Here is a 17,801-nt window from a genome sequence, read left to right as displayed (position 1 = left end):
CCGGTCTACATGCGCCAGTCTAGATGTGGATCACGCGTCCATAGGCATCCAGCGCGGCTTCGTGCATGGCCTCCGACATCGTCGGGTGCGGATAGACGATGCCGTGGACGTCTTCCTCGGTCGCCTCCATAGCGATGGCCGTGACATAGCCCTGGATCATCTCGGTGACCTCTGCCCCGATCATGTGGGCCCCGATCAGCGCACCCGTCTTGGCATCGAAGATGGTTTTGACAAAGCCGTCGGTGTCGCCGGACGCGATCGCCTTGCCGTTAACCTTGAACGGAAACCGACCAATCTTGACCCCGCGCTTGGCTTCACGCGCGCCTTGCTCGGTGATCCCGACCGAGGCGACCTGCGGCTGGGCATAAGTGCACCCCGCGATGGGCGAGTTGACGTTCGGTGATTTGAATCCGGCAATGTGCTCGGCGGCATGGATGCCTTCGTGCGACGCCTTGTGCGCCAGCCAGGGGGCCCCGGCGCAGTCGCCGATGGCATACAGCCCCTTCACATTCGTCTGGCAGTGGCCGTCGATGGTGATGTGGCCGCGGTCCATGTTGACGCCCAGCGCCTCCAGACCGATGCCGTCAGTGTTGGCGGTGATGCCGACGGCAGAGATGCAGACCTCGGCCTCCAGCTTCTCGGCCTTGCCGCCCGCCTCAATGGCGACCTGGACGCTCTGCCCGCCCTTCGAGACCTTGGTAACCTTGCAGCCGGTACGGAACTTCATGCCGCGCTTCTCAAAGGACTTCTGCGCGGCCTTGGAAACCTCTTCGTCTTCGACCGGCATGATGCGGTCCACCGCCTCCACAACAGTAACGTCCGCACCCAAAGCTCTGTAGAAGCTGCCGAATTCAATGCCGATGGCGCCCGAGCCGATGACCACGATCGATTTGGGCATCGCCTTTGGGGCCATGGCTTCGCGGTAGGCCCAGATGCGGTCGCCGTCGGCTTCCAGGCCAATCTGCGGGATGGCCTTGGCGCGAGCGCCGACGGCCAGCATCACCGCCTTGGCCTCGACCGTTCGCGAACCGCCGGCCTTCAGGTCAATCACGACCTTGGGGGCCACAGTCCCCTTCTCAAGTTTGGCCGAGCCCTCGATGACCTCGATCTTGTTTTTCTTCATCAGGAAGCCGACACCGCTGTTCAGCTGCTTGGCCACGCCGCGCGACCGCGCGATGATGGCGTCGAAGTCAAAGCCAACCTTGTCAGCGGACAGGCCATAGTCCTTCAGATGGCTCAGGCTTTCGTATTTCTCGCCCGACTTGAGCAGCGCCTTGGTCGGGATACAGCCCCAGTTCAGGCAGATGCCGCCCAGGTTCTCGCGCTCGACGATGGCGACCTTCTGGCCCAACTGGCTGGCGCGGATGGCGGCTACATAGCCGCCGGGGCCGGAACCGATGACGATGAGGTCGAACTCTTGAGCCATAATCAGATCAGCTTTTCGATGTCGGCCGCGATGGCCGAAGGTTCAGTCTGCGGGGCATAGCGGGCGACCACCCTGCCCTCCCGGTCGGTCAGGAATTTCGTGAAGTTCCACTTGATGGCCTTCGAGCCCAGGAACCCCTTCTTCTGCTCGGTCAGCCAGGCATAAAGCGGGTGGCGGTTGGGGCCATTGACCTCGACCTTGTCGAACAGCGGAAACGACACGTCAAAGTTCGTCGAGCAGAAGGTGGCGATCTCGTCGGCCATGCCGGGCTCCTGCTGGCCGAACTGGTTGCAGGGAAAGCCCAGCACTTCAAAAGGCTGGTCCGCGAACTGCCGGTGCAGATTCTCCAGCCCCTTGTACTGGCCGGCGAAACCGCATTTCGAGGCTGTGTTGACGATCAACAGGGACTGGCCGCGGAATGTCTCGAGCGGCCGCTCGGTCCCGTCTATGGCAGTTGCGGCGAAGTCGTAGACCGAGGTCATACCCCCTCCCCTAGGCCAGCATGGTGACGGGGTCTTCGATCATCGGCTTGAAGGCCTGCAGGAAGCGCGCGCCGGTCGCACCGTCCACCACACGATGATCGCAGGTCAGGGTGACGGTCATGACCGTAGCGACGGCCAACTGGCCATTCTTGACGACGGGGCGCTGTTCCCCTGCCCCCACGCTCATGATCGCGCCCTGGGGCTCGTTGATGATCGAGCTGAAAGACTTGATGCCGAACATGCCTAGGTTGGAGACGCTGAACGTGCCGCCCTGGAACTCTTCGGGCTTTAGCTTGCGGTCGCGGGCGCGCTTGGCCAGGTCCTTGGACTCGGTCGCGATCTGCGACAGCGACTTGGTCTCGGCCTTGCGGATGATCGGGGTAATCAGGCCGCCGTCGATCGCCACCGCCATCGCCACATCGGCGTTGTGGTGCATGGCGATGCCCTCAGGCGAATAGCTGGCGTTTGCTTCCGGCACAGCCTTCAGGGCCATCGCGGCGGCCTTGATGACGAAGTCGTTGACCGAGACCTTGATGCCCTGCGGTTCCAGCATGGCGTTGACCCTGGCCCGGGCAGCCAGCAGGGCGTCGATCTCGACATCGATGAACAGCGGGAAATGCGGCACCTGCTGGATGCTGTCGACCATGCGCCGGGCGATAGCCTTCTTCATGCCGTCCAGCGGGATCAGGTCGTAGCTGCCGTCCGGAATGCCCATCTGGGCCAGAGGCTGGACCGGCCGCGAGGCAATGCCCGAACCTGTCGCAGCGGCGGCAGGAGCGGGTTTTGCCCCGCCCTTGCCCGCAGCCTCGACATCGCGCTTGACGATGCGGCCGTGGGGTCCGGTGCCCTTGATCGCCGACAGTTCGACACCCGCTTGGGCGGCCAGGCGACGGGCCAAAGGTGACGCAAACAGCCGTCCGCCGTCAGCTGCCTTGGCAGGTGCCGCTTTTGGTGATTCCGCAGCAGCGGCAGGCGATGCTTCTGACTTGGCTGTCGCAGGTTTCGGGGCTTCAGCGGCTTTCGGCGCTTCGGCCTTGGGTGCATCAGACTTCGCCGCCGGAGCCGCCGCGCCGTCTTCGTCCTTCAGCCGTGCGATCGGCGTATTGACCTTCACGCCTTCGGAGCCTTCGGCCACCAGGATCTCGGTGATCTCGCCCTCATCGACAGCCTCGACCTCCATGGTCGCCTTGTCTGTCTCGATCTCGGCGATGACGTCGCCGGCCTTGACCGTGTCGCCGACCTTGACGTGCCACTTGGCGAGTACGCCCTCTTCCATGGTGGGCGACAGGGCGGGCATCAGGATGTCGGTCATTGCACTGATCCCTTGGTCTCGGGCCCCTTGCTCACGGGTTCGGCGACGGTCTGGACATTGTCCGCCTTAACCACGTCGCTAAGGCCCTGGAGGATACGAGCATAGGCCTCGCGCTCGTTGTGGCCGTGTCGGACGGCATAGCCGTGGGCCATGTGGCGTGCCGCGATGGCCAGCATCTCGCCGAACTTGTGCGGATCGTTGAAGGCGGGCTTCACCGACATGACGGGCTCATTCTTCGACCACCACATGCGGATGATTTCGATGGCGTCCGGGTCACTGGCAACGCTGTCAGGCGTGGTCAGCAGGAACTCAGGGGCCTCGCTCATGCCATCACCGCCTTCACGGCCGCGACGATCTTGTCGGTGCCGGGCAGTGACAGGGCTTCCAGATTGGCGGCATAGGGCAGCGGCACATCCTCCTGATGCACCCTTAGCGGTGGCGCATCGAGGTAGTCGAAGGCGTGTTCGATCACCCGGGCCACGACCTCGGCGCCGACGCCCATGGGCCCCCAGCCTTCCTCGGCCGAGACCAGGCGGCTGGTTTTCTTCACGCTCTCGACGATGGTCTCGTGGTCCAGCGGCCGCAGGGTGCGCAGGTCGATGACCTCGCAGTCTACCCCCTCCTCAGCCAGCTTCTCGGCGGCGGCCAGCGCAAAACCGACCATGCGGGCGTGGGCGGTGATGGTGACGTCCTTGCCCTCGCGGCGGACCTTGGCCTTGCCGATGGGAACCAGGTAATCCTCGACGTCAGGCACATCGAACTCGATGCCGTACATCATCTCGTGTTCCAGGAAGACGACAGGGTTCGGATCGCGGATGGCCGATTTCAGCAACCCCTTGGCATCGGCGGCGTCATAGGGCGCGACGACCTTCAGGCCGGGGACATTGGCGTACCAGGCGGAGTAATCCTGGCTGTGCTGGGCACCCACGCGGCTGGCCGCACCGTTCGGCCCGCGGAAGACGATAGGCGCGCGGATCTGGCCGCCCGACATGTACAGCGTCTTGGCGGCCGAGTTGATGATGTGGTCGATGGCCTGCATGGCGAAGTTGAAGGTCATGAACTCGACGATCGGCTTCAAGCCCGCCATGGCCGCGCCGACGCCCAGACCGGCAAAGCCATGCTCGGTGATGGGGGTATCGACGACGCGCTGCTCGCCGAACTCCTGCAACAGTTCGCGGCTGACCTTGTAGGCACCTTGGTACTGAGCGACTTCCTCGCCGATCAGGAAGACCTTGTCGTCACGGCGCATTTCCTCGGCCATGGCGTCGCGCAGGGCGTCGCGCACGGTCGTCTTGACCAGCTTGGCACCCTGGGGAATTTCCGGGTCGCGCAGCTCGACCTTGGGCGTCGCGGTCTGGGGCGGAGCCTTTTCGGGATCGCCGGACTTGGCTTCGTCCGCCTCAGGCTTGGCGACAGGGGCCTGAGCCGAGGCAGCATCCTCTGCCGGTTTCGATGCCGGAGCCGCTGCACCGTCCTCGCCTGCCAGGCGCGCGATCGGGGTGTTGACCTTCACGTTCTCGGAGCCTTCGGCCACGAGGATTTCCAGCACTTCCCCCTCGTCGACGGCCTCGACCTCCATGGTCGCCTTGTCGGTTTCGATCTCGGCGATGACGTCACCGGCCTTGACCGTGTCGCCCGCCTTGATGTGCCACTTGGTCAGCGTGCCCTCTTCCATCGTGGGCGACAGCGCCGGCATGAGAATGTCGGTCACTGGGCGGTCTCCATGTAGACGTCGGTATATAGCTCGCTCGGGTCCGGCTCCGGGCTTTCCTGCGCGAACTGGACGGCCTCGGCGACGATGGCCTTGATCTCGGCGTCGATGGCCTTGATCTCGTCTTCAGTGGCCTTGGCGTCGGCCAGCAGCATCTTGATGTGGTCGATCGGGTCGCGGGTTTTCTTGACCTCATCGACCTCTTCCTTGGTGCGGTATTTGGCCGGATCGCTCATGGAGTGACCACGATAGCGATAGGTCTTCACCTCCAGGATGAAGGGGCCACCACCCTCGCGGGCACGTTTGACCGCCTTGGCCACAGCATCACGCACGGCCAGTACATCCATGCCGTCGACCTGCTCGCCGGGGATGCCGAAGCTGGCTCCGCGCTCGCTGAGCTGTGTTGTGGAGGACGAGCGTTCGATGCTGGTCCCCATGGCGTACTGGTTGTTCTCGATGATGTAGATGGCCGGCAGCTTCCACAGCTGGGCCATGTTGAAGCTTTCATAGACCTGGCCTTGGTTGGCCGCGCCGTCGCCGAAATAGATGAAGGCGACCGAGTCATCGCCTCGGTACTTGCCCGAGAAGGCCAGGCCGGTGCCCAGCGCGACCTGTGCCCCCACGATGCCATGCCCGCCATAGAAGCCGGTCGGCACGTCGAACATGTGCATCGAGCCGCCCTTGCCTTTGGAGGACCCACCGATGCGGCCGGTCAGCTCGGCCATGACCTCCTTCGGGTCCATGCCCGCTGCCAGCATGTGGCCGTGGTCACGGTAGCCGGTGATGATCTTGTCGTGGCCCTGTTTGACGCTTTCCTGAACGCCGACGGCCACGGCCTCCTGACCGATGTACAGGTGGCAGAAGCCGCCGATCAGACCCATGCCGTACAGCTGCCCGGCCCGCTCCTCGAAACGGCGGATCAGCACCATCTCGCGATAGAACCGAAGCAGGTCCTCCTTGGAGGCTGTCGGCGTGTTGGGCAGCGTCTTCGGCGCAGTCTTGGCCGCGGGGGCTTTCGCCATCCGATATCTCCCGGCTGGACCTCGCCCCACGGTGGGTGTGGAGGTCTCTTGTCGTTACGTTAAGGGGCTTTAGCAGCCTTCGTTCCCGTAACGCAAAGTCGCCCGGCGGCGCTGTAACAATAGTTCAAGTGGGCGTGACGGCGGGCTTGGAGGCGGCGTCCGCAGGCTGTGGCGCAGAGACGCGGATCACATAGTCGCGCGGGTCCGCAAACCCCAGAACCGCCCTCGCCCGCTCTTCCAGCAGGTCGCGCGACAGGGTGTCGGTGCGCAGGTACTGGACCCGCACCTCCAGGTCGCGACGCTGCTCCATCACCTCGGCCAGTTGCACCTGGCGCTGGCTCAGCAGAGCGTCCCGCTCATGTCCATTCAGCAAGCCGCGCGACCCGGTCAGGGCCTGAACACCCAGATAGGCGATCAGAAACAACAGGACGGCAGACGGCAGGTACGGCTTCATACGCTCTGGCATTCGGGCCGCTCCTTCTGAGCGTGGGCACACGGTTGATCGTGTGTGACCGAAAATGCCTAACAAACCGTAGCTTGGCCGTAACTTCTGCCTATCGATTCAGCAGCATGCCGTCGCCGAAATAGACGCCCTGGTCGCCTAGCATCTCTTCGATGCGCAGGAGTTGGTTGTACTTCGCCGTGCGGTCCGAGCGGGCCAGCGAGCCGGTCTTGATCTGCCCGCAGTTGGTAGCGACGGCCAGGTCGGCGATGGTCGAATCCTCGGTCTCACCCGAGCGGTGGCTCATCACCGCTGTGTACCCCGCGCGGTGGGCCATATCGACGGCATCCAGCGTCTCCGACAGGGTGCCGATCTGGTTGACCTTGACCAGGATGGAGTTGGCCAGGCCTTCGCCGATGCCTGCGGCCAAGCGCGCCGGATTGGTCACGAACAGGTCGTCGCCCACGATCTGGACGCGGTCGCCCAGACGATCCGTCAGCAGCTTCCAGCCGTCGAAGTCGTCCTCGGCACAGCCGTCCTCGATCGAAACGATCGGGAAGCGTTGGCACAGGTCGGCCAGGTAGTTGACCATGGCGTCGGCCTCGAAGGTCTTGCCTTCGCCCGCCATGACGTATTTGCCGTCCTTGAAGAATTCGGTGGCCGCGACATCCAGCGCCAGATGGAAGTCTTCGCCCGCCAGATAGCCGGCGGCCTGACCGGCGCGGGTGATGAAGCTCAGCGCCTCCTCGGCCGAGGCCAGGTTGGGCGCGAAACCGCCCTCATCCCCGACATTGGTATTGTGGCCTGCGTCTTTCAGCTGGGTTTTCAGGGCATGGAAGATTTCAGAGCCCATGCGCAGGGCCTCGGAAAAGCTCTCGGCTCCGGTCGGCAGGATCATGAACTCCTGGATGTCGATCGGATTGTCGGCATGGGCACCGCCGTTGATGATGTTCATCATCGGCGTCGGCAGGACGCGGGCCGAGACGCCGCCCAGATAGCGATACAGCGGCAGGCCCGAGGAGATGGCGCTGGCCTTGGCGCAGGCCAGGGACACGCCGAGGATGGCATTGGCCCCAAGCCGACCCTTGTTGTTTGTCCCGTCTAGAGCGATCAGGGCCTCGTCGATGCGGCGCTGGTCCTCGGCGTCCATGCCGGACAGGGCGTCGAAAATCTCGCCATTGACGGCATCCACGGCCTTGCCGACGCCCTTGCCGCCCCACAGCGACTTGTCGCCGTCACGCAGCTCGACCGCCTCGTGCGCACCCGTGGAGGCTCCAGAGGGCACGGCCGCACGGCCAAAGCTGCCGTCGTCCAGGATAACATCCACCTCCACCGTCGGATTGCCACGGCTGTCGAGGATTTGGCGGGCAACGATGTCGGCGATGTCAGTCATGGGTCAGGCTCTGCTGTCAGGAATGTCGCCGGGGTTTAGCGCAAGCCCCGGCGATACGCCAACCATCCCGGCATCAGGCCAGGGTCAGGCGCAACCCTCGACATACTGGATGCTCGGCCCACCCGCAGCGACGAAGTTCACTTTTCCGTCGTTGCCGACGTGATAGCTGATCCCGCGGGCGGCTGGATTTTGAATGTACCCCTCACCGCCTCCGCTGGCCCAGGCGGTGATGTATTCGGCGGGAGCGGCGCTGTATTTGTGCGGGCTGGCGGTTGCCGCATCCCCATAGGCCGTCTTGATCGCCGCCGCATCGTCGCCGATGCCGAATCCGCGGTCGGTCTTTACCGTCGCGCCGCGGTTCAGCCAGACGCTGGTCACCACATTATTTTCGACCATGACCATCATGCCGGTCGGGGCCTGTTCGGGGTGGAACAGGTCGCAGGCTGTAGGGTCCGGGCCCCCGACCGCATTGGGCGATGAGTCGGGTCCGACGGCGGCCTCGACCTCGGCGCGGGTCATGCCGACCCGGATGTTGCCCCAGCCTTCCGGCGTCAGGGCGTTGGCATCGACGACCGGCGCGGGCGCGTCAGGCGCAGCCACGGGCGACGGCACGATTTCGGTGGCGGCCTTCTCCGGCTCGGGTGAATTGCAGGCGGCCAGGGCCAGGACCGAGGCGGTCACCAGGATGGAACGGATCATAGGCGGTCTCCCGTGGAAGTTCAGAAGACATCAAAGCACGAAAACGGCGCGCGGATGACCGCGCGCCGTGAATTCCGTCTGCCGTCCCGCTGATTCGCCAGCAAGACGCCTGAACCGAAGACCTAGTCTTCCTTGGGCGTCAGAACCTGACGACCGCGATAGGTGCCGGTCTTCAGGTCGATGTGGTGCGAGCGACGCAGTTCGCCCGTGTCCTTGTCTTCCGTATAGGCATTGGTGCCCAGGGCGTCATGCGAGCGACGCATGTTGCGACGCGAGGGCGATACTTTGCGCTTCGGAACAGCCATGTCCGTCTCAATCTTCTAGGTCGGCGCTACAGGAGCGCGAAAACAACAGCGGCGGCCCGAGTGGAGCCGCCAGCGAGGGCGGGCTTATGCCTCAACCCGTCGGGGAGTTCAAGCCTTGCGATGCAATGCCCAGGCTGACCGCGTCAAGGCGTAGAACAGACTGTCGACCCAGACCCCGCCCACCTGCATCGTTCGCTCCGCGCTGCCCGTCCTGACGAACTCCATTCGCTCCAGCAGCCGGATTGACGCCGCATTGGCCGGATCGACATCGGCGGTAATCTGATCGAACGGATGGTGGGCGAACAGATGGTCGATCGCAGCCACCAGGGCCTCGCTGGCCAGACCCTGACCCCAGTGGGCAGGATGCAGGATGTAGCCGATCTCCGGCGGGGCCCAGAAGCCGACCTTGCCGATCACCTCGCCGTCGCGCTCGATGATGAAATCTGGGTGCTCGGGGCCGTTGGCAATCATCGCCGCCAGCCAGGCTTCGCTTTCTTCCAGCGTCTGGTGCGGAGGTGTGGCCCACCAGCGCATGGCGGCTGTATCGGACAGCACGGCGTGGATGCCAGCCAGATCGGTTGGCTGGGCGGTCCTCAGCTTCAGTCTGGGCGTGGCGATTTCCATCTGGCGCGGATTGCCTAGATTATATGTCCAAGGTCAAGCTTGTGGCGTCAGGTCTCGCGCCAAGACCACAAAAGCCAGATCGTCTCGCCTCGGCAGGCCAAAACGCGGATCAGTGGCCGGAAACGGTCGCGTCTCTCCCGTCGGCTGGTAGCCGCACCGCGCGTACCAGGCGATCAGTTCCGTCCGCTGAACGATGACGGTCATCTCCATGCGCGTCGCCTTGAAGGTCGAGCGGGCTTCTGCCTCCGCCGCCGTGATCAGCCTTCGGCCGATGCCACCCCCTTGCCGCTCCGGATCGACGGACAGCATCCCCAGATAGGCCAGGCTGTTTCCCTTACCGTTGACCTGGACACAGCCCACCAGTTCGCCCTGCTGTTCGGCGATCAGGACGACGTGGTCCGGCGCATCTATCATGGCTGACAGGGCTAGACCGTCGATCCGCTGTCCGTCCAGCAGGTCGGCTTCGTGCGTCCAACCCTTGCGCGCGCTGTCACCGCGATAGGCGGCATGCACAAAGGGTTGTAGACTCGCGACGTCGTCCTGTGTGGCGGTTCGGAAAACGAACTCGCTCATGCGTCCAGCATGTCCGCGACCGCCTCGCCTATGGCCAGCGAGCTGGTCAGGCCGGGGCTTTCGATACCGAACAGGGCCACCAGCCCGTCCAGCCCATGGTCGTCGCGCCCTCGCAGCTGAAAGTCCGGCTGCGGCTGGCCAGGCCCATGCAGCTTGGGACGGATGCCGGCATAGTCGGGCGTCAGCGCCCCCTCCGGCAGGCCGGGCCAGAAGCGGCGGATGTAATGCGCGAACTCGTCCGCCTTGGCCGGATCGACCGAATAGTCCTCGGTCTCGACATAGGCGAGATCGGGTCCGAAGACCGCCTGCCCGCCCAGATCCTTGCGATAGTGGGTGCCCAGAGCACCGGGGATCGGCGGCGGATAGATCAGTCGCCCGAAGGGGGCCTTGCCGGTCAGGCGGAAATAGACGCCCTTGCCGAAATGGCCCTTGGGGATCTTATCGGCGGGAAATCCGTCGATCCGAGAGGCTACGCCTTGCGCCTGCAACCCCGGCGCGGTGACCAGCAGGCGCGTCGTCAGGGTCGCCCCGGCCTCGCCTCCAGCGGTGATCGTGAAGCCACCGCCGGGCAGCGCCTCGGCGCGCTCGAACGGTGTGTTGACGACGACCGAGCCGCCCGCATCCTCGATCTCACCGACCAGGGCGAGCATATAGTCGTGGCTGGCGAACAGGCCGCTCTCGGGCGACAGAATGGCGGCATGGGCATTGAGCCCCGGCTCCAGCGCTCGTGCCTGAGCTCCAGTCAGATGTTCCAGACCCTCGACGCCATTGGCGGTGGCCTGCTGGAAGATGGCTTCGATCCGCTCAACCTCGGCCTCTTCAGTTGCCACGACCAGCTTGCCGCATTTTCGATAGTCGATCTTGCGGCTGTCCAGAAAGCCATAGAGCGCCCGCCTGCCCTCGACGCAGAACCGCGCCTTCAGCGTGCCGGTCGGATAGTAGAGCCCGCCGTGGATGACCTCGCTGTTTCGCGACGAAACCCCTTGGCCGATGTGGCCTTCCTTCTCCAGCACCAGAACCGCCAAGCCCCGCTTCGCCAGCGCGCGCCCGCAGGCCAGACCGACCGCACCGGCACCGACCACGGTGGCGTCGAAGTCAAAGCTCACGGCTTTGGCGCATAAAGCTGGGCGGCCCGCACCTCGAAACAGCGCATCAACGATCCGACCGCGCGGTCGAAGTTGGCGTGGAGCATGGCATCCAGCAGCCGGGTCTTGAAGGCGAAGTCGATCATGAACTCGACCCGCGTTCCTTCCGGATCAGGGTGAAAGCTCCAACGGTTGTTCAGATGCCTGAATGGCCCCCGGATCAGCCCGACCTCGACGACATGCGCACTGCGATCATGCCGAACCCAGGTCGAAAACCGCTCCCGCAGGAATGAGAACCCCACCGCCGCCTCGGCATCCAGCAGATCGACACCTGGGGTTTCCTCACGCGGGTTCCAGACCCGCATGCTGTTCACCCAGGGCACGAAGTCAGGATAGGCGCGCACGTCCGCCACCAGGGCCGCGAGTTGTTCGGGCGCATAGGGCAGGATGCGGGTGACGCGGTGGACGGCCAAGCGCGGCTCAGCGTCCGGTCTGGGCCAGGCGAGCCGCCCTTAACCGTGCGAAATCATCGCCCGCATGGTGCGAGCTGCGTGTCAGCGGACTGGACGATACCATCAGGAAGCCCTTGGCCCGGGCGATCGCCTCATAGGCCTTGAACTCTTCGGGCGTCACGAACCGGTCGATGGCGGCGTGCTTGCGCGTCGGCTGCAGGTACTGGCCGATGGTGATGAAGTCGACGCCGGCGGAGCGCATGTCGTCCATCACCTGCATGACCTCCTCCTTGGTCTCGCCCAGACCGACCATGATGCCGGACTTGGTGAACTGGTTGGGGTCGCGCTCCTTGACCATCTGCAGCAGGCGCAGGCTGTGGAAATAGCGGGCACCGGGCCGGATCTTCAGATAGAGCCGCGGCACGGTCTCCAGGTTGTGGTTGAACACGTCCGGGCTCGCATCGATCATGACCTCAGCCGCGCCATCCTTGCGCAGGAAGTCGGGGGTCAGGATCTCGATCGTCGTGTTCGGAGCCTGAATGCGGATCTGGCGCACCACTTCGGCGAAGTGGGCCGCACCGCCGTCGGAGACATCATCCCGGTCGACCGAGGTGATCACGACGTGGTTCAGGCCCAGCTGCGCCACCGCCAGCCCGACCTTGCCCGGTTCTTCCGGATCGAGCGGCTGGGGCAGGCCCGTCTTGACGTTGCAGAAGGCGCAGGCCCGCGTGCAAGTGTCGCCCATAATCATCAGGGTGGCGTGCTTCTGGCTCCAGCACTCGCCGATGTTGGGACAGGCCGCCTCCTCGCAGACTGTGACGAGGCCCTTGTCCTTCACGATGGCCTTGGTGGCATTGTATTGGCCCGAGCCGGGGGCCTTGACCCTAAGCCAGTCGGGCTTTTTCAGCACAGCCGTCTCCGGCCTGTTCTGCTTTTCCGGGTGACGCAGTTCAGACGGCGTTTTCCTGAGAGTGTCGATCAGGGTGACCAAGGGCGTCGCGGCTCCGTCGCTGGGCAAGACCGCTATGTCGTCGTTCCGGGCACGGAAGGCAAGGTCGGCTCAGGCCTCACGCTGGGTAACATATCTTTTCAAGCCCGCCTCTCCCCTCTAGTTTGCGCGGCTTGATACCAAGGCTGCGGGACCAACCGCATCCGCACGGAGGTTAGTTCTTGCGCGTACCCCTGGACCCCAAGCTTGCCGAACAGTCGCTGTTCGACGCCCTGATCGCCGCCCGCGACACCTATGGCGACAAGGAGATTCTGGAGGATCAGGACCGCAATCCCCTGACCTATACGGGCGTCATCCGCGCGGCCTTCGTGTTGGGGCGCAAGATTGCGGCGATGACCAACCCATCAGAACGGGTCGCTATCATGCTGCCGTCCAGCGTAGGCGGCGTGGTCACCTTCTTCGCCCTGCATGCCTATGGCCGCCAGCCGGTCATGCTGAACTTCACGGCCGGGGAGCTGAACCTGAAGGCCGCGCTGAAGGCCGCGGGCGTCAGAAAGATACTGACCGCCAAACGCTTCATCGATCAGGCCAAGCTGGACGATCTGGTCGCGGATCTGGGGACAGTGGCCGAGATCGTGTGGCTGGACGATGTGCGTAAATCCATCGGCCTGCCCGACAAGCTGTTCGGCCTGATGGCGGGGCTGATGCCGCGCCGGTTCCTGGTCAAGACCGCGCCGTCTTCGCCCGGCGTGGTGCTGTTTACCTCCGGCAGCTTCGGCGCGCCAAAGGGCGTAGTGCTGAGCCAGTGGAATCTGGTGGCCAACTCCCGCCAGGTGAACCAGCACATTCCGCTCGACCCGGATTGGGTCATGTTCAACCCCCTGCCGACATTCCACTGTTTCGGACTGACCGGAGGCGTGCTGCTGCCGCTGTTCCAAGGGCTCAAGGCGTTCCAGTATCCCTCGCCACTGCACGCCAAGCAGATCGTCGAACTGCTGCCGCAGGTGAAGGCCTCGATCCTGTTCGCCACCGACACCTTCCTGAACCAGTATGCCCGCGTGGCCGGGCCGGACGATTTCTCCACACTGAAGTTCATCGTCGCCGGGGCCGAACGGGTCCGCGACGAGACCCACCATCTTTTCAACACCCGCTTCCACGGCCTGAAACTGCTGGAAGGCTATGGCGCGACCGAGACCTCACCCGTGGCCGCCGTAAACCATCCCGATCGCAACCGCCCCGGCACCGTGGGTCAGATCATGCCGGGAATGAGCTGGCGTCTGGACCAGGTGCCCGGGATTACCGAGGGCGGTCGTCTGTATCTGCGCGGGCCAAACGTCATGAGCGGTTATCTGTCGGCCACTGACCCGCAGGTGATCGAACCACTGGACGGCGGATGGCATGACACCGGAGACATCGTCTCGCTGGACGACGAGGGCTATATTGCCATCCTCGGTCGGGTGAAGCGGTTTGCCAAGATCGGCGGGGAGATGGTGTCCCTGATGGCTGTCGAAGGCTTGGCCTCGGCTGTCTGGCCCGACAATCGGCACGCGGTCGTCTCCATTCCCGACAGCCGCAAGGGCGAGAAGCTGGTTCTGGTCACCGACCGGATGGACGCCGACGTTTCCCGCCTGACCGAATGGGCCCGCGAGCATGGTGCGCCGGAACTGGCCGTGCCCAAGAAGATCATGAGGGTGGCTGAAGTCCCCGTGCTGGGCACCGGCAAGACCGACTATGTCGCCATCCAGCAGATGGCCGAACTGGAAAAGGCTGCCTGAGGCTTCACCTCCGGAACACCCCGACGAGTTCTACATGGGTCGACCACAAGAACTGGTCGATCGGTGTGACGCGCTCCAGCCTGAACCCAGCTTCGATCAGCACCCGCGCATCGCGGGCAAAGGTTGCCGGATTGCAGGACACCCCTACGACGACGCAGGCATCGGTCCGTCCGATCTGACCGGTCTGTTCAAGCGCCCCCGCACGCGGGGGATCCATAACGATGGCTTCGATGCCTTTCAGATCGAAAGGCGACAGGGGGCGCCGGAACAAATCGCGGGCTTCGGCCCGGATGGTCTTCAGTCCTTGGGCAGTGCCGATTCCGGCCTTCAGGGCAGCGATGGAGGCCGCAGACGAATCCGCCGCGAATACGCTGGCCACTTCTGCCAGAGGGAAGGTGAAGGTGCCTGCGCCGCAAAACAGGTCCGCGACCTTCTTCGCGCCCTTCACCGCCTCAACGGCCCGCCGCACCATCTCGACCTCGGCCGACGGCGCGGCTTGCAGGAATCCGCCGGGCGGCAGCGGCACGCTGGCCCGGCCGAACGTCACGCGCGGCTGCCGCTCCATCATCAGCACCTCGCCATCCAGGCTCAGCCGCGCCAGACCCGCCCGCGACGCCGCGGCAATCGCCAGGGCGCGCGTGTCACCTGTCAGGCCGCCCGACTTCTTTTCGACCCCTGTCACATCGACATCCAGACCCGTGTCGGTCAGCGTCACATGCAGGGTCGGAGCCGATTTCGGGTGCCCCAGGAAGGGCGCGGCCACCTCGCGCAACGAAGGCAGGGCCATCGTCAGGCGCGGGTCCGACACCGGACAGTCCGTCAGTTCGACCAGCCGCCACGACCGCCGCGCCTTGAACCCCAGCAGCACCCGCCCGTCTTCGGCTCGCCGGGCATGCAGGGCCAGCCGCCGTCGACTGGCCGGAGGCACAGCGACCGTCGCCTCGACCTCGGTTTCGATTCCGTCACGCGCCAAGGTCGCCACAACCAGTTCGCGCTTCCACGCCAGATAGGGCGCATTGGCCCAGTGCTGCATCGGCGCGACGCCGCATTCGGCATAGGTCTCGGAATGGATCGGCTGGCGGTCCATGCTGGCCTGGATCAGGTCGAACCGATCCATCCGGCCGCCATGGACGGCACCGGTAACCACTTCGCCAGGCAAGGCCCCCGGCACGAAGACTGGACCATCCGTCGTCTCGGCAATGCCGTCGCCCTGATGGCCCACGCGTGCAATCGTCAAAGTCTGCGTCATGGACCGCTTCTAGCGGCTTATCGCAGCCTAGCGAAACATGAACGAAGATGAACGCCGCGCTCAATCGCCGTTCAGCTTCGCAGGGCTAAACCTCGATGCAACAGACAGCCGGTCCAGCCGTTGGGCCCGTTATCCGTTAACGATTTCAGGAATACGCCGATGTCCGCTCTGTCCGCCAAGACCGCCGTTGCCGCAGCCGCCGCTCTTGCCACCGTAGGCTTCAGCGCCCTGCCCGCTTCGGCCCAGAGCTACTATGCCCAGAACTACGGCACGGGCAGCTATAGCCAACCGTATGATTACAACAGCCGCTACTACGGCGACGATCGCTCCAGCTACGATTATTGCCGCAACGATCGCGGCCAGCGTCAGGGCGCGGGCACCTTCATCGGCGGTGCTGCCGGTGCCGTCGCCGGTTCCCAGCTGGCCGCCCGCGGTCGCCGCACCGAGGGCAGCATTCTGGGTGGCGTCGTCGGAGCCGTGATCGGCAATGTCGTCGGTCGCAACTCGGGCAAGAACTGCGAGACCTATCCGTCGAACTATTACGACGACCGGGCCTATTCTGCCCCGGTCTATGACGATCGCTATTCAGACGACCGGTACGAAGACCGCTATTCGGACAACCGCTATGTCCAGGTCTACCCGGCCCCGATGTCCAGCTATGGCTCCAGCTATGGCTACGGGGACGACTACTCCAGCCGCTATTCCACCAGCTACGGCTACGGCAATACCGACCGCGACGGTTGCCGCCTGGCCGAGAGCCGGATCCGCCTTCCTGACGGTCGTTCGGAGACCCGCTATGTGCGGACCTGCCCCGACCAGTCCGGCCGCTATCGCGTCGTCGATTAGTTTTCAGCCCCCCTGTCGATCGACGACGTGACGGGAGCCGCCGGTGGAGCAATCCGCCGGCGGCTTCTTATTTTTAGCGCGCTACCGCTCGGCTCGCGGAGCCTCGCTGCTTGAGCGAGGGCGAGCACCACGGCTGGACTCGGTCGCTTGCTGCGCGACCACTAATGCTTCTTCGCCCAGAGCAGGAACTCGACATTGCCGTCGCCGCCCGTGATCGGGCTTTCCGTCGTCGCCTGAACGGCCCAGCCGACACATTCCAGCCAGTCCGATACTGATGCGAGCGCTGCTGCGTGAGCGTCCGCATCCTTGACCACGCCTTTCTTGCCCCCACCCGGCCCTTCCGCCTCGAACTGCGGCTTGACCAGTGTGATCAGGTCCGCGCGGTCCGCCGCCAGATCCAATGCTGCTGGCAGCACCTTGGCCAGACCGATGAAGCTGGCGTCGCAAACGATCAACTGCGGCGCTTCCAGCACCAATGCGGGAGTCAGGTTACGTGCATCCGTCTGCTCCAAGTTAACGACGCGCGCGTCGGCTGACACACGCGGATGCATCTGGCCCTGCCCCACGTCCACGGCAAAGACTTGGGCGGCCCCCCGTTCCAGACATACCTCAGTGAAACCGCCCGTTGACGCGCCAACGTCCAGCACCACGCGTCCATCCACTGCGACGGGCCACAGGGTCAGCGCATGATCCAGCTTCAACGCCCCGCGGCCAACCCAGCGATGCGCAGGCACCGCCACGATCACCGCGCCATCGTTCACATTCTGAGATGCAGAGCGCGCGGGCACAGCATCGACCGTGACGCCGCCCGCTTCGATGGCAGCCCTGGCCTTGGCCCGGCTTTCGGCCAAGCCACGCGAGACCAGTTCGACGTCCAGACGCGGCATGTTCAGTCTCCTGTAACCCGGCAGCCCGCGCGGGCGTATGCCATCTCGAATGGCCCCGCAACGGTGGGCCGGGAGGGTGCCCCATGATGCTGCGTTTCGTTCTGGCCACGCTGATGGCCCTCGCGCTTACCCCGATCATCGGCAATGCGGAGGCCTGGGCACAGTCAAAGACCTATCCACCGGTCCATGCTGCCGCCGACCGTCTGGCCCTGGGCGGCCATGATCCCGTCGCCTATTTCACGAGAAACCAGCCCGTCGCAGGCGATGCCGCCATCACCCTGGACTGGAATGGGGCGACCTGGCGTTTCGCCACCGCCGAACACCGCGCAATGTTTGAGGCCAACCCTCAGGCCTATGCCCCTCAGTTTGGAGGCTACTGCGCCTGGGCGGCCAGTCAGGGCTATATCGCGCCGGGCGATCCGACAGTCTGGCGCATCGTTGACGGGCGTCTGTATCTGAACTTCAACGACCGCGCCCGCATGCTGTGGGAGCAGGACATTCCCGGGGCTATCGCCAGGGGCGAGGCGAACTGGCCCCGCATCCTGACCGACAACCAGGGCTGAACCGCC

20 protein-coding genes are annotated in these 17,801 nt (G+C 64.6%); 3 read left to right on the top strand and 17 right to left on the bottom strand.

Annotation, left to right across the window (positions count from 1 at the left end; translation table 11 throughout):
• Positions 1-19: 19 nt before the first annotated feature.
• The 15 genes from lpdA to lipA form a co-directional block, all read right to left on the bottom strand.
• Entirely contained in the window at positions 20-1,426 is a 1,407-nt protein-coding gene (gene lpdA / locus WC585_RS09420) for a dihydrolipoyl dehydrogenase (RefSeq protein ID WP_373257600.1), read from the bottom strand.
• Between the two features lie 2 nt (positions 1,427-1,428).
• The gene (locus WC585_RS09415) at positions 1,429-1,908 is read right to left on the bottom strand and encodes a glutathione peroxidase (RefSeq protein ID WP_373257598.1); all 480 of its coding nucleotides are present in this window, start codon (positions 1,906-1,908) and stop codon (positions 1,429-1,431) included.
• Between the two features lie 10 nt (positions 1,909-1,918).
• Positions 1,919-3,220 (bottom strand): pyruvate dehydrogenase complex dihydrolipoamide acetyltransferase, encoded by a 1,302-nt coding sequence (locus tag WC585_RS09410; protein WP_373257597.1) that lies wholly within the window; start codon positions 3,218-3,220, stop codon positions 1,919-1,921.
• On the bottom strand, positions 3,217-3,546 hold the full coding sequence (locus WC585_RS09405) for a DUF5076 domain-containing protein (RefSeq protein ID WP_373257595.1): 330 nt from the start codon (positions 3,544-3,546) through the stop codon (positions 3,217-3,219). The genes WC585_RS09410 and WC585_RS09405 overlap by 4 nt, the downstream gene beginning before the upstream one ends.
• Complete coding sequence (locus WC585_RS09400) at positions 3,543-4,931, bottom strand: pyruvate dehydrogenase complex E1 component subunit beta (RefSeq protein ID WP_373257593.1); 1,389 nt, start codon at positions 4,929-4,931, stop codon at positions 3,543-3,545. Before WC585_RS09400 ends, WC585_RS09405 begins: the two co-directional genes overlap by 4 nt.
• Positions 4,928-5,953, bottom strand: coding sequence for a pyruvate dehydrogenase (acetyl-transferring) E1 component subunit alpha (pdhA, locus tag WC585_RS09395; RefSeq protein ID WP_373257592.1), 1,026 nt, complete (start codon positions 5,951-5,953; stop codon positions 4,928-4,930). Before pdhA ends, WC585_RS09400 begins: the two co-directional genes overlap by 4 nt.
• Before the next feature lie 124 nt (positions 5,954-6,077).
• Positions 6,078-6,419 (bottom strand): septum formation initiator family protein, encoded by a 342-nt coding sequence (locus tag WC585_RS09390; protein ID WP_373257590.1) that lies wholly within the window; start codon positions 6,417-6,419, stop codon positions 6,078-6,080.
• 88 nt (positions 6,420-6,507) lie between these two features.
• Positions 6,508-7,788, bottom strand: coding sequence for a phosphopyruvate hydratase (gene eno / locus WC585_RS09385; RefSeq protein WP_373257589.1), 1,281 nt, complete (start codon positions 7,786-7,788; stop codon positions 6,508-6,510).
• Between the two features lie 84 nt (positions 7,789-7,872).
• Positions 7,873-8,487: a hypothetical protein gene (locus WC585_RS09380; RefSeq protein WP_373257588.1), complete on the bottom strand. Its 615-nt coding sequence runs from the start codon at positions 8,485-8,487 to the stop codon at positions 7,873-7,875.
• 122 nt (positions 8,488-8,609) lie between these two features.
• A complete protein-coding gene (rpmF, locus tag WC585_RS09375) occupies positions 8,610-8,792 on the bottom strand; it encodes a 50S ribosomal protein L32 (RefSeq protein WP_373257586.1) in 183 nt (60 codons plus the stop codon).
• A 108-nt stretch (positions 8,793-8,900) separates the two neighbouring features.
• Entirely contained in the window at positions 8,901-9,416 is a 516-nt protein-coding gene (locus WC585_RS09370) for a GNAT family N-acetyltransferase (protein ID WP_373257585.1), read from the bottom strand.
• A 33-nt stretch (positions 9,417-9,449) separates the two neighbouring features.
• Positions 9,450-9,989: a GNAT family N-acetyltransferase gene (locus WC585_RS09365; RefSeq protein WP_373257583.1), complete on the bottom strand. Its 540-nt coding sequence runs from the start codon at positions 9,987-9,989 to the stop codon at positions 9,450-9,452.
• The gene (locus WC585_RS09360) at positions 9,986-11,095 is read right to left on the bottom strand and encodes an NAD(P)/FAD-dependent oxidoreductase (RefSeq protein WP_373257582.1); all 1,110 of its coding nucleotides are present in this window, start codon (positions 11,093-11,095) and stop codon (positions 9,986-9,988) included. Before WC585_RS09360 ends, WC585_RS09365 begins: the two co-directional genes overlap by 4 nt.
• Positions 11,092-11,547: a type II toxin-antitoxin system RatA family toxin gene (locus WC585_RS09355; protein ID WP_373257581.1), complete on the bottom strand. Its 456-nt coding sequence runs from the start codon at positions 11,545-11,547 to the stop codon at positions 11,092-11,094. Before WC585_RS09355 ends, WC585_RS09360 begins: the two co-directional genes overlap by 4 nt.
• Positions 11,548-11,554: 7 nt before the next feature.
• Positions 11,555-12,517 carry a lipoyl synthase gene (lipA, locus tag WC585_RS09350; protein ID WP_373257580.1) on the bottom strand — a complete coding sequence of 321 codons (963 nt, stop codon included), beginning with the start codon at positions 12,515-12,517 and terminating at the stop codon, positions 11,555-11,557.
• Between the two features lie 179 nt (positions 12,518-12,696).
• Here lipA and WC585_RS09345 point away from each other — a divergent pair, with 179 nt between their 5' ends.
• Positions 12,697-14,250 carry an AMP-binding protein gene (locus tag WC585_RS09345; RefSeq protein WP_373257579.1) on the top strand — a complete coding sequence of 518 codons (1,554 nt, stop codon included), beginning with the start codon at positions 12,697-12,699 and terminating at the stop codon, positions 14,248-14,250.
• A 4-nt stretch (positions 14,251-14,254) separates the two neighbouring features.
• Here WC585_RS09345 and WC585_RS09340 read toward each other — a convergent pair whose 3' ends face one another.
• Positions 14,255-15,499: a class I SAM-dependent RNA methyltransferase gene (locus WC585_RS09340; protein WP_373257578.1), complete on the bottom strand. Its 1,245-nt coding sequence runs from the start codon at positions 15,497-15,499 to the stop codon at positions 14,255-14,257.
• Positions 15,500-15,658: 159 nt separating this feature from the next.
• Here WC585_RS09340 and WC585_RS09335 point away from each other — a divergent pair, with 159 nt between their 5' ends.
• Positions 15,659-16,345 carry a glycine zipper 2TM domain-containing protein gene (locus tag WC585_RS09335; protein WP_373257577.1) on the top strand — a complete coding sequence of 229 codons (687 nt, stop codon included), beginning with the start codon at positions 15,659-15,661 and terminating at the stop codon, positions 16,343-16,345.
• 161 nt (positions 16,346-16,506) lie between these two features.
• Here WC585_RS09335 and WC585_RS09330 read toward each other — a convergent pair whose 3' ends face one another.
• Positions 16,507-17,232, bottom strand: coding sequence for a TlyA family RNA methyltransferase (locus WC585_RS09330; protein WP_373257576.1), 726 nt, complete (start codon positions 17,230-17,232; stop codon positions 16,507-16,509).
• An 83-nt stretch (positions 17,233-17,315) separates the two neighbouring features.
• On the opposite strand from WC585_RS09330, the gene WC585_RS09325 reads away from it, so the two are divergent.
• On the top strand, positions 17,316-17,795 hold the full coding sequence (locus WC585_RS09325; protein ID WP_373257575.1) for a YHS domain-containing (seleno)protein: 480 nt from the start codon (positions 17,316-17,318) through the stop codon (positions 17,793-17,795).
• Positions 17,796-17,801: the final 6 nt, after the last annotated feature.

The organism is Brevundimonas sp. (assembly GCF_041648055.1).
GTDB lineage: Bacteria > Pseudomonadota > Alphaproteobacteria > Caulobacterales > Caulobacteraceae > Brevundimonas.
This window is presented reverse-complemented; position numbering and strand designations above follow the sequence as displayed.

Coding starts and splice junctions, on each gene's coding strand:
- WC585_RS09330 (WP_373257576.1), bottom strand. CDS start 17,232: ATGCCGCGTCTGGACGTCGAACTGGTCTCGCGTGGCTTGGCCGAAAGC.
- WC585_RS09340 (WP_373257578.1), bottom strand. CDS start 15,499: ATGACGCAGACTTTGACGATTGCACGCGTGGGCCATCAGGGCGACGGC.
- WC585_RS09405 (WP_373257595.1), bottom strand. CDS start 3,546: ATGAGCGAGGCCCCTGAGTTCCTGCTGACCACGCCTGACAGCGTTGCC.
- WC585_RS09325 (WP_373257575.1), top strand. CDS start 17,316: ATGATGCTGCGTTTCGTTCTGGCCACGCTGATGGCCCTCGCGCTTACC.
- WC585_RS09335 (WP_373257577.1), top strand. CDS start 15,659: ATGTCCGCTCTGTCCGCCAAGACCGCCGTTGCCGCAGCCGCCGCTCTT.
- WC585_RS09380 (WP_373257588.1), bottom strand. CDS start 8,487: ATGATCCGTTCCATCCTGGTGACCGCCTCGGTCCTGGCCCTGGCCGCC.
- WC585_RS09390 (WP_373257590.1), bottom strand. CDS start 6,419: ATGCCAGAGCGTATGAAGCCGTACCTGCCGTCTGCCGTCCTGTTGTTT.
- eno (WP_373257589.1), bottom strand. CDS start 7,788: ATGACTGACATCGCCGACATCGTTGCCCGCCAAATCCTCGACAGCCGT.
- WC585_RS09370 (WP_373257585.1), bottom strand. CDS start 9,416: ATGGAAATCGCCACGCCCAGACTGAAGCTGAGGACCGCCCAGCCAACC.
- rpmF (WP_373257586.1), bottom strand. CDS start 8,792: ATGGCTGTTCCGAAGCGCAAAGTATCGCCCTCGCGTCGCAACATGCGT.
- pdhA (WP_373257592.1), bottom strand. CDS start 5,953: ATGGCGAAAGCCCCCGCGGCCAAGACTGCGCCGAAGACGCTGCCCAAC.
- WC585_RS09410 (WP_373257597.1), bottom strand. CDS start 3,220: ATGACCGACATCCTGATGCCCGCCCTGTCGCCCACCATGGAAGAGGGC.
- WC585_RS09365 (WP_373257583.1), bottom strand. CDS start 9,989: ATGAGCGAGTTCGTTTTCCGAACCGCCACACAGGACGACGTCGCGAGT.
- WC585_RS09415 (WP_373257598.1), bottom strand. CDS start 1,908: ATGACCTCGGTCTACGACTTCGCCGCAACTGCCATAGACGGGACCGAG.
- lpdA (WP_373257600.1), bottom strand. CDS start 1,426: ATGGCTCAAGAGTTCGACCTCATCGTCATCGGTTCCGGCCCCGGCGGC.